This is a genomic window from Streptococcus sp. k-402, assembly GCF_013277515.1.
Lineage (GTDB): Bacteria > Bacillota > Bacilli > Lactobacillales > Streptococcaceae > Streptococcus.
On the sequence record NZ_VMNB01000001.1, the window covers coordinates 63,065 to 73,023 of the forward strand.

Consider the following 9,959-nt stretch of genomic DNA (forward strand, 5'->3'; position numbering starts at 1 on the left):
AACCAGCGGAAAAACCAGCTGAAACTCCAGCAGAAAAACTAGCGGAAAAACCAGCTGAAGAGCCATCTCAACCAGCTCCAGAAACTCCAGCCCCAGCTCCAAAACCAGCTGGAGACACTCCAGCACAACCTTCTGTTCCTGCAAGACCATCTAATCCGACATATGTCCCTTCATACCCTTCATATGTTCCATCATACAGCTCATATTCTGTAGTAGAACCAGCTAAACCAGCCGCTCCAAAAACAGGTTGGAAACAAGAAAACGGTATGTGGTACTTCTACAATACTGATGGTTCAACGGCGACAGGATGGCTACAAGACAACGGTTCATGGTACTACCTAAACGCTAATGGTGCTATGGTAACAGGTTGGCTACAAAACAATGGCTCATGGTACTACCTCAACAGCAATGGCGCTATGGCGACAGGATGGCTCCAATACAATGGTTCATGGTACTACCTAAACGCTAACGGCGCTATGGCAACAGGTTGGGCTAAAGTCAACGGCTCATGGTACTACCTAAACGCTAATGGTTCAATGGCAACAGGTTGGCTTAAAGATGGAGGTACTTGGTACTATCTTGAAGCATCAGGTGCTATGAAAGCAAGCCAATGGTTCAAAGTATCAGACAAATGGTACTATGTCAATGGCTCAGGTGCCCTTGCAGTCAACACAACTGTAGATGGCTATAGAGTCAATGCCAATGGTGAATGGGTAAACTAAACCTAATATAACTAGTTAATACTGACTTCCTGTAAGAACTCTTTAAAGTATTCCCTACAAATACCATATCCTTTCAGTAGATACTATACTCTTGTAGGAAGTTTAGATTAAAAAATAACTCTGTAATCTCTAGCCGGATTTATGGCACTAGAGACTACGGAGTTTTTTGATTGGTAAAGAATGGTGGCACTCAAGAGATTCTTAGTTTGCTATTTGATTTGAAAATTACAAATTCTTTCTCTTCTTGGCATTCTTGGTCAGGGAAACCTGGTAAGTATCCTGTTCTTTAGTGAGGTAATGGATGACTTGAAAATCATCGGTTTGAGCCTTGAAATCCACTTCGTAGACAGTGGTGACTTGTTCTCCATCATTGCTGGTATCAATGGAGATGAGGTCTAACTCAGTACAGAATTGTGATAGCCCAGATTGGATAGTTTGAAGTTGATTTTCTTGGTTGGCAATTGTGATGGTCAATAGTCTGCGACGTTGGTGGTTGCTCTTGCTTTGTTGCTTTTCTAAAAGAAGCCATACCGCTAAGATAAAGACAGTGAAGAGAATAGCTAGAGCTAGGTAGCCTGTTCCTGCTGCCAGCCCAATAATCATAGCAAGAAAGATAGCAATTAGTTCTCGTGAACCACTCGTTGCTGAACGGAAACGAATGAGGCTAAAGGTTCCTGCAACAGCGATAGAGGTTCCTAGGCTGCCATTTACCAGAAAGATGACCAAGGTCATCAAGCAGGGGAGTAGGGTCAAACTAACAGCAAATTCCCGTGTATAGAGAGTACGGTGTTTGTAAGCCCAGGTCAGCGCCAAACCTAAGATCAGGCTGACTAAGAGAGCCAGAAAGAGCTGGATAGGATTGGCAGTAGCAGTTGTGTCGTTGAAAATGGAGTTGAAAAGATTAGACATAAGTAGTACCTACACTTTCTGTGCTTGATCGTGGGCTATAGTCTAGCCCTTGAGACTTGTGGTAGGCGCAGCTGTATTTTGAAAATTTCTGCTCTACCAGTCCATATTGGTCGAGAATATCTTGTAGCCATTGGGGTTTTCTACCTGGAGCTTTAATTTCCATGATGACAATGTCCTCGTTTAGTAGAGGGAAACCGTCCTTTCCTGAGAATAAACTGACATTCTCATCACGATAGGTTAGATTTTGGTCAATGGTGATACGAATTTTATTGTAGGGAAATCCGCTAATTTCTTTCTTTTCCTTGAGAGAAAAGCGGTCGTAGTAGATATACATACGAGGGATGATGGCTTGTTGATATTCCTCTTGGAGTTGCTGAATTTTTTCAATCATCATTTGGTCCTTGATGCTGCTATCCAGCTGTCCTTTGGTCATAAACTGGGTGATAGACTGGGGAGTCGACAAGAGACGATATTTACGCCCGACACCAGTCCTGTCCTTGGATTTGATTTCTAAAAATACCTGACTATCGGGCTGGACTTGACTGAGATAGGTTCGCATCCGAATCTTTTCTTTGCGCTTAGTACCTTGGCTATCATCTTGAATCATATCAAATTGTTCTGTATCAAAGTAGATATTAGAAATGGTCGAAGTTGGATAGTCGTCTTCTACGAGGTATGTTTTTAAGTCTTCTATTAAATCAGCCAAGTCAGTCTTGGCAACGACATATTTGGTTTCAATTCGTTTAAAGCTTGTTTCAATTGGTTTCATAAATCCTGTCTCCTTTATCAAACTGTTTCAGCACTCTATCTTATTAGAAGATAGGTGTGTCTGGGCAAGTTGATACTCTTCGAAAATCTCTTCAAACCACGTCAGCTTCACTTTGCCGTATAGATGTTACTNNCAAAACAGTGTTTTGAGTAGCCTGCAGCTAGCTTCCTGGTTTGCTATTTGATTTTCATTGAGTATGAACTTGCTTGTGACTAGTCTAGGGAACTTTCCTAAAACTTTTGTTAAAGATAACTTAACTGAAACTGAATTTAAGAAAACTTTCAGAAAAAGTTCAGATTTTTTTCAGACTTCCCCTGTAAACTAAGGTCAAGCTAAATGAAGGCGAGGAAAAAAGTATGAAATCAAAAAAATGGACTCTAATCTTAACCAGTTTAACAGCTTTGACTTTGATGACAGCTTGTGGGCAGTCAACGACCAAGTCAAGTACAACTGCAGCGGCAGATACTACTGCAATCACAACTTCAACTAAAAACAGTCAATCTTCTTACTTTACAGAAAAGGACTACGACACTTCATATGATGAAAATACAGCCTCTAAGATTGAATTGTCGGGCTCATCTGCAAGTGTCTCTGGAGACGGTGTGACAGTTTCTGGCTCAACGGTGACCATCTCAAAAGCAGGTACCTATGTCATTTCTGGTCAGTCTGACGGAGTGCAAATTAAAATTGCAGCTGATAAGTCTGATGATGTGAAACTTGTTCTCAAAGGTGTGACCATGACCAATACAGATGCGGCTATTTCGGCTACAAGCGCAGGTCATGTCTACCTCACTTTAGCAGACGGGACGACAAACAGTCTCTCTGACTCAAGCTCTAACAGTGATGAAAAGGCAAATGCCGCTCTCTTTTCTAAGATTGATTTGACCATCAATGGTTCAGGAACTCTCAATGTAGATGGCAAGAAAAGCAATGCTATCAAGGCTAACGACACCCTCCACATCACAGGTGGAACCTTTAACATCACATCAGTAGGCGATGCCTTTAATGTCAATGATGAACTTAATGTCACTGGTACAACCATGACGATCGATGCCAAGGAAGATGGTATCAAAGTTGACAATGATGAGGATATGACTGTGGGAAATATGTATTTGGCGAACAATACCATAACAGTCACAGCAGGCGATGACGGCATTCACGCTTCTGGAAATCTAGTGATTGATAGTGGTACTTACACAGTCAAGAATGCGACTGAAGGAATTGAAGGGAAATCCATTACGATCAATGGTGGCGATATCAATGTCTACTCGACAGATGATGGAGTCAATGCAGCCAATAAAAATGCCCAGCAAAGTGATATTTACTTTACCATGACAGGTGGAAATCTAACTGTAGAAGTTGGTCAAGGGGATACAGATCCGATTGACTCAAACGGGAATATCACAGTCACAGGCGGAACCATTAAATTGATAGGACAATCAGGCTTTGACTTTGATGGAACAGCAACCTACACAGGTGGGGATATTTACATCAACGGCGAAAAACAAACTGATATTGTTAATTCTATGCCTGGAGGCGGTGGACCGAATGGAGGTCCTGGAGGTCCAGCCCCTGGCGGACGAGGATAAACAAAAACGAGGCTGGGCAAGAAGTCTTTGAAATCAGAAAAACGCATAGTATCAGGCCTTGAGAAACCTTGGTACTATGTGTTTTATTGTGGGGAGATTTACTTCATTTTCTCCTGAAGTCGACTTTTTCCCATCATCGTTTTGTCCTGCTATTTGAGTTGTTCTACTTGACTCCAAGTAAAAAAGGAGTATAATGTTGTAATGAATAAAGTTACAACAAAAAGAACAAAGGAGAAATAGATGACCTACGCATACAATAGTAAGATTTATTTGGCAGAAGCCGTTTTAAATGTTAAGGATTTGGCAAGTCAGACTGCCTTCTATCATCAGATTCTAGGCTTGGAAATCCTTTCTCAGACAGAATCTGAAAGTATTTTAGGAGCTGGTGGAAAGGCTTTGGTTCATTTACTGAAAACAGACAGGCTAGAGGAGGGGCAAGATCACTATGGTCTCTATCACCTAGCTATCCTTTTACCAAGTCGTGAGGATTTGGCAAATCTGTTTAAGCATATAGCAGAGCTGCAAATTCAGCTAGTCGGCGGGGCGGATCATGGCTACAGTGAAGCAATCTATCTGGAAGATTTAGAAGGGAATGGAATTGAAATTTATCGGGATAAGCCTGTAGAGGACTGGGATATTCGTGAGGATGGGCGCATTGTCGGAGTGACTGAAGCCCTATCTGCTCAAGAAATATATGAGATGGGACGTAAAGTAGAACCTTTTGAGATAGCCTCTACTACGCGCATGGGGCATATCCATCTTTCTGTCAAGGATAGTCAAGTAGCAAGCCAGTTTTATCAAAAGGTTTTAGGACTAGAGGATAAATTTAGTCTACCTAGCGCTAGTTGGATTGCGTCTGGGGATTATCATCATCATTTAGCGGTCAACGAGTGGGGAGGAAAAAGGCTAGCCAGACGTGAACAAGGTTTACCCGGCTTGGCCTACTATGTCATTGAAGTCGCAAGCAAAGAAGAACTTCTAGCAATTGCGCACCGAGGACAGGAAGTTGAGGCGCCTATCAAGTGGCTGACATCAACTCAGTTAGAAGTGACAGACCCAGATGGAATCGTGACGCGTATCCGCTTAGCTAGATAGGATGTGATAAAGACCAGAGCATCAATTGTATAAAATGCTCCTTATCCTAGCCAGATATGTAGAAAATTTGATATGATAGTAGGAAATAAGGAAAAGAATGCAATGACCAGTGAATACCAGAAAATGATAGCAGGAGAGGTTTACCGTCCATCGGACCCAGAATTGCGGGCCTTGGCTCAGGCTTCTCGCCAAAAACAGGCTGCCTTTAACCGAGAAGAAGATCCCTTAAAGGGAGCTGGAATCATTAAGGCTTGGTTTGGTTCGACTGGGCAAAATCTATATGTCAATCCACGTCTGGTGGTCGATTATGGAGTCAATATCCATCTAGGGGAAAATTTTTATTCTAATTGGAACTTGACCATGCTGGATGTTTGTCCGATTCGTATTGGAGACAATGCCATGATTGGTCCCAACTGTCAGTTCTTGACCCCCCTCCATCCGCTGGATCCACATGAGCGCAATTCAGGTATTGAGTACGGTAAGCCTATCACAATCGGAGACAATTTCTGGGCTGGTGGTGGCGTCATTGTACTGCCTGGAGTCACACTTGGAAATAATGTCGTCGCAGGAGCAGGGACCGTGATTACCAAGTCCTTTGGGGACAATGTTGTATTAGGTGGCAACCCTGCGCGCGTGATTAAGGAAATACCTGTGGAATAGAAGTAAAAAGGAACAGCGGGTGTTGTTTCTTTTCTGTCATTCCCTTGTTCTTCTATAATGGAGAAAAAGGGAGTGGAGATAAAAACTTCTTCTATATTTTTTACCCAACCCACATTTACCTACTCTATATCTTAGCAAGTCTGCTTCATTGATCAATTTTAAATCATCTTGTAACTGGGATGCTTTTTGATACAAGAAGTATTAGTGTAGGAGAGAGTTTTTGTGGATGACTAGATGATATCAATGATTTTTCTATTTATTTTCAGTCAAAGATGATACAATAGTAAGGTCGCAAACACTAGACTGCGCAGGCAGGAGGTGATCTTATGTGCGTTTTCATCGAACTTGTCTTGCTACCTATTCTTGCTGGTACACTAGCGAATGTCTTATCGGAGTGGCTTATCCGATTTGTAGCAAGCAAATGCGACAAGAAAAAGAAATAGCCTGAGCGCCTTGAGCAAGCGCAAAAAAACACCACTGGCGGCAACCGGTGGTGTTTTCTTATGTGCTTATTTCATCGAACTTTTAAGCAAGTCCATTGTACCATTAAAAAGAGTCTCTGTCAAAAATATTGTTATTGTCTTGTTTCTCTCCCCAGTTTATCAGCCCCTCCTTGACACTCCGTCGATTTTTGATACAATAGTACAAAATTAGAGGAGGCAGGCTATGATTCAGAAACATGCGATTCCTATTTTAGAGTTTGATGATAATCCTCAGGCGGTTATCATGCCCAATCACGAGGGGCTGGATTTGCAGTTGCCAAAGAAGTGTGTCTATGCTTTTTTAGGTGAGGAGATTGACCGCTATGCGAGGGAGGTAGGGGTAGACTGTGTCGGCGAATTCGTTTCTGCTACCAAGACCTATCCAGTCTATGTCGTGAACTACAAAGGCGAGGAGATTTGTCTGGCTCAGGCTCCTGTTGGTTCAGCTCCAGCAGCCCAGTTTATGGATTGGTTGATTGGCTATGGTGTGGAGCAGATTATATCTACAGGTACCTGTGGTGTACTGGCTGATATAGAAGAAAATGCCTTTCTAGTCCCTGTTCGCGCTCTGCGAGATGAAGGAGCCAGTTACCACTATGTGGCACCTTCTCGTTATATGGAAATGCAGCCAGAGGCTATTGCTGCTATTGAGCAAGTTTTGGAAGCTAGAGAGATTCCCTATGAAGAAGTCATGACCTGGACGACAGACGGTTTTTACCGAGAAACGGCTGAAAAGGTGGCTTATCGCAAGGAAGAAGGCTGTGCTGTTGTGGAGATGGAGTGTTCTGCTCTTGCGGCAGTAGCTCAATTGCGTGGGGTTCTCTGGGGTGAATTGTTGTTCACAGCAGATTCCCTAGCTGACTTGGACCAGTACGATAGTCGTGACTGGGGTTCGGAAGCTTTTGATAAGGCGCTAGAACTGAGTTTAGCAAGTGTTCACCTCCTTTAGTTGTGCTGGCAAAGGATTTGTTTTATCATAAAATGTCTAGCTCATACTTTGCGAAAATAGTGTTAAATGAGATCATCTTCCTCTTTTCGGACGCATGTTGATATTGGGAAAAATCTTTAAAATCAGAAAAACGCATCATATCAGGTGATGAAAAACCTTGATACTATGCGTTTTATGTTGGTAAGATTTAGAGTGAGATGAAATAATACTCTTCGAAAATTTCTTCAAATCACGTCAACGTCGCCTTGCCGTATGTATATGTTACTGACTTCGTCAGTTCTATCTGCAACCTCAAAACGGTGTTTTGAGCAACCTGCGACTAGCTTTCTAATCGATGTCTTGGTTTTCATTGCCTATAATCAAAAAGAGAAATTTTCTCCTGAAAAGTATATAGAGTAGCTAGCGTTAACAGCTCCTGTCTTGCTTTTTTGACTTACAGTCATATTATCATGAACTCTTGAACGAGGCTTGTTCTTGCCTAGGCTATCAACAAAAAGGTGGCATTTTTTAGGCTTGGTGTTAGTGGATTTTGCCTTATCCTATCTAAGTCATTTCGAGCTTTTTATGGTACAATGGAAACATGTTATTTAAATTATCTAAGGAAAAAATAGAGCTAGGCTTATCTCGTTTATCGCCAGCCCGTCGTATTTTTTTGAGTTTTGCCTTGGTCATTTTACTAGGCTCTCTTCTTTTGAGCTTGCCTTTTGTCCAAGTTGAAAGCTCACGAGCGACTTATTTTGACCATCTTTTTACAACTGTATCCATGGTCTGTGTGACAGGTCTTTTTACCCAACCTGTCGCTGATACCTACAATATTTGGGGTCAGCTCATTTGTATGTTCTTGATTCAGATTGGTGGTCTGGGGCTCATGACCTTTATTGGGGTTTTCTATATCCAGAGCAAGCAAAAGCTTAGTCTTCGTAGCCGTGCAACTATTCAGGATAGTTTTAGTTATGGAGAGACTCGATCTTTGAGAAAGTTTGTCTATTCTATTTTTCTCACGACTTTTTTGGTTGAGGGTTTGGGAGCTCTATTCCTCAGTTTTCGTTTTGTTCCTCAACTTGGCTGGGGGCGCGGTCTCTTTAGTGCTATTTTTCTAGCTATATCCGCCTTCTGTAATGCAGGTTTTGATAATTTTGGAAGTACGAGCTTGATTGCTTTTCAGACTGATCCCTTGGTCAATCTGGTCATCGCAGGCTTGATTATCACAGGTGGTCTTGGATTTATGGTCTGGTTTGACCTTGCTACGCATATAGGGAAAAAGAAAAAAGGGCGCCTGCATTTTCACACCAAACTGGTTTTATTACTGACGGTGGGGCTACTAGCTTTTGGGACGGTGAGCAGTCTCGTTCTTGAATGGAACAATGCAGGGACGATTGGCAATCTCCCTGTTGCAGATAAGGTCTTGGTCAGCTTTTTCCAAACTGTCAGCATGAGAACGGCTGGTTTTGGGACAATTGATTACAGCATGGCTCGTCCTGTTACCTTATTGATTTATATCTTGCAGATGTTTCTAGGTGGGGCTCCAGGAGGAACAGCTGGGGGGCTCAAGATTACCACATTTTTTGTCCTCTTGGTTTTTGCACGAAGTGAGCTTCTAGGCTTACCTCATGCCAATGTCGCTCGACGGACGATTGCGCCACGAACCGTTCAAAAATCCTTTAGTGTCTTTATTATCTTTTTGATGACCTTCTTGCTGGGCTTGATTTTACTAGGGATCACAGCCAAGGGAAATCCTCCCTTTATCCACCTCATATTTGAAACCATTTCTGCTCTTGGGACAGTCGGAGTGACGGCAAATTTAACTCCAGATTTAGGGAAATTAGCTCTAAGTGTGATTATGGTTCTCATGTTTATCGGACGAATTGGTCCCTTGACCCTGCTGGTCAGTCTAGCAGATTACCATCCAGAAAAGAAAGATATGATTCACTATATGAAAGCAGATATTAGTATTGGTTAAGAAAGGAAAGAGCATGTCAGATCGTACGATTGGAATTTTAGGCTTGGGAATTTTTGGGAGTAGTGTCCTAGCTGCCCTAGCCAAGCAGGATATGAATATTATCGCTATTGATGACCACGCAGAGCGCATCAATCAGTTTGAGCCAGTTTTGGCGCGTGGAGTGATTGGTGACATCACAGATGAAGAATTATTGAGATCAGCAGGGATTGATACCTGCGATACCGTTGTAGTCGCGACAGGTGAAAATCTGGAGTCGAGTGTGCTTGCAGTTATGCACTGTAAGAGTTTGGGGGTACCGACTGTTATTGCTAAGGTCAAAAGCCATACAGCTAAGAAAGTGCTAGAAAAGATTGGAGCTGATTCGGTTATCTCGCCAGAGTATGAAATGGGGCAGTCCCTAGCACAGACCATTCTTTTCCATAATAGTGTTGATGTCTTTCAGTTGGATAAAAATGTCTCTATTGTGGAGATGAAAATCCCTCAGTCTTGGGCAGGTCAAAGTCTGAATAAATTAGACCTCCGTGGCAAATACAATCTGAATATTTTGGGCTTCCGAGAGCAGGAAAATTCCCCATTGGATGTTGAATTTGGACCAGATGACCTCTTGAAAGCAGATACCTATATTTTGGCAGTCATCAACAACCAGTATTTGGATACCCTAGCAGCATTGAATTCGTAAAAGAGGGAGCACCCCTCTTTTTTGATGTCCAAGATGGCAAATAGAGATAGACCCCCTTGTATTCTAGTAAAAGTTCTTCAAAGGCTGGATTTTATGGTAGAATAGAAAGAAGTGACAAGAGAGAATAATACTCAATGAAAATCAA

At 42.3% G+C, this 9,959-nt stretch carries 8 protein-coding genes and 1 pseudogene; 7 read left to right on the forward strand and 2 right to left on the reverse strand.

What is annotated here, in order from left to right; all coding sequences use genetic code 11:
* A pseudogene (locus HT724_RS00320) lies at positions 1–722 on the forward strand (N-acetylmuramoyl-L-alanine amidase family protein); the annotation flags it as partial.
* 225 nt (positions 723–947) lie between these two features.
* On the opposite strand, the gene HT724_RS00325 reads toward HT724_RS00320, so the two are convergent.
* The gene (locus HT724_RS00325) at positions 948–1,631 is read right to left on the reverse strand and encodes a DUF4956 domain-containing protein (protein WP_173276543.1); all 684 of its coding nucleotides are present in this window, start codon (positions 1,629–1,631) and stop codon (positions 948–950) included.
* Positions 1,624–2,400 carry a polyphosphate polymerase domain-containing protein gene (locus tag HT724_RS00330; protein ID WP_173276542.1) on the reverse strand — a complete coding sequence of 259 codons (777 nt, stop codon included), beginning with the start codon at positions 2,398–2,400 and terminating at the stop codon, positions 1,624–1,626. The genes HT724_RS00325 and HT724_RS00330 overlap by 8 nt, the downstream gene beginning before the upstream one ends.
* Before the next feature lie 356 nt (positions 2,401–2,756).
* On the opposite strand from HT724_RS00330, the gene HT724_RS00335 reads away from it, so the two are divergent.
* The 6 genes from HT724_RS00335 (at position 2,757) to HT724_RS00365 (ending at position 9,814) form a co-directional block, all read left to right on the forward strand.
* Complete coding sequence (locus HT724_RS00335; protein WP_173276541.1) at positions 2,757–3,989, forward strand: carbohydrate-binding domain-containing protein; 1,233 nt, start codon at positions 2,757–2,759, stop codon at positions 3,987–3,989.
* A 240-nt stretch (positions 3,990–4,229) separates the two neighbouring features.
* The gene (locus HT724_RS00340) at positions 4,230–5,084 is read left to right on the forward strand and encodes a VOC family protein (RefSeq protein ID WP_173276580.1); all 855 of its coding nucleotides are present in this window, start codon (positions 4,230–4,232) and stop codon (positions 5,082–5,084) included.
* Positions 5,085–5,186: 102 nt separating this feature from the next.
* The gene (locus HT724_RS00345; RefSeq protein WP_173276625.1) at positions 5,187–5,744 is read left to right on the forward strand and encodes a sugar O-acetyltransferase; all 558 of its coding nucleotides are present in this window, start codon (positions 5,187–5,189) and stop codon (positions 5,742–5,744) included.
* Positions 5,745–6,410: 666 nt separating this feature from the next.
* Complete coding sequence (locus tag HT724_RS00355) at positions 6,411–7,175, forward strand: nucleoside phosphorylase (RefSeq protein ID WP_173276581.1); 765 nt, start codon at positions 6,411–6,413, stop codon at positions 7,173–7,175.
* Between the two features lie 580 nt (positions 7,176–7,755).
* Positions 7,756–9,135 carry a potassium transporter TrkG gene (locus tag HT724_RS00360; RefSeq protein ID WP_173276582.1) on the forward strand — a complete coding sequence of 460 codons (1,380 nt, stop codon included), beginning with the start codon at positions 7,756–7,758 and terminating at the stop codon, positions 9,133–9,135.
* A gap of 13 nt (positions 9,136–9,148) precedes the next feature.
* On the forward strand, positions 9,149–9,814 hold the full coding sequence (locus HT724_RS00365) for a TrkA family potassium uptake protein (RefSeq protein ID WP_112444870.1): 666 nt from the start codon (positions 9,149–9,151) through the stop codon (positions 9,812–9,814).
* The last annotated feature ends 145 nt before the right edge of the window (positions 9,815–9,959 follow it).

Excerpts from the sequence above, each read along its gene's own strand:
- HT724_RS00340 (WP_173276580.1), top strand. The coding sequence starts at position 4,230 with ATGACCTACGCATACAATAGTAAGATTTATTTGGCAGAAGCCGTTTTA.
- HT724_RS00335 (WP_173276541.1), top strand. The coding sequence starts at position 2,757 with ATGAAATCAAAAAAATGGACTCTAATCTTAACCAGTTTAACAGCTTTG.
- HT724_RS00355 (WP_173276581.1), top strand. The coding sequence starts at position 6,411 with ATGATTCAGAAACATGCGATTCCTATTTTAGAGTTTGATGATAATCCT.
- HT724_RS00330 (WP_173276542.1), bottom strand. The coding sequence starts at position 2,400 with ATGAAACCAATTGAAACAAGCTTTAAACGAATTGAAACCAAATATGTC.
- HT724_RS00365 (WP_112444870.1), top strand. The coding sequence starts at position 9,149 with ATGTCAGATCGTACGATTGGAATTTTAGGCTTGGGAATTTTTGGGAGT.
- HT724_RS00325 (WP_173276543.1), bottom strand. The coding sequence starts at position 1,631 with ATGTCTAATCTTTTCAACTCCATTTTCAACGACACAACTGCTACTGCC.
- HT724_RS00360 (WP_173276582.1), top strand. The coding sequence starts at position 7,756 with ATGTTATTTAAATTATCTAAGGAAAAAATAGAGCTAGGCTTATCTCGT.
- HT724_RS00345 (WP_173276625.1), top strand. The coding sequence starts at position 5,187 with ATGACCAGTGAATACCAGAAAATGATAGCAGGAGAGGTTTACCGTCCA.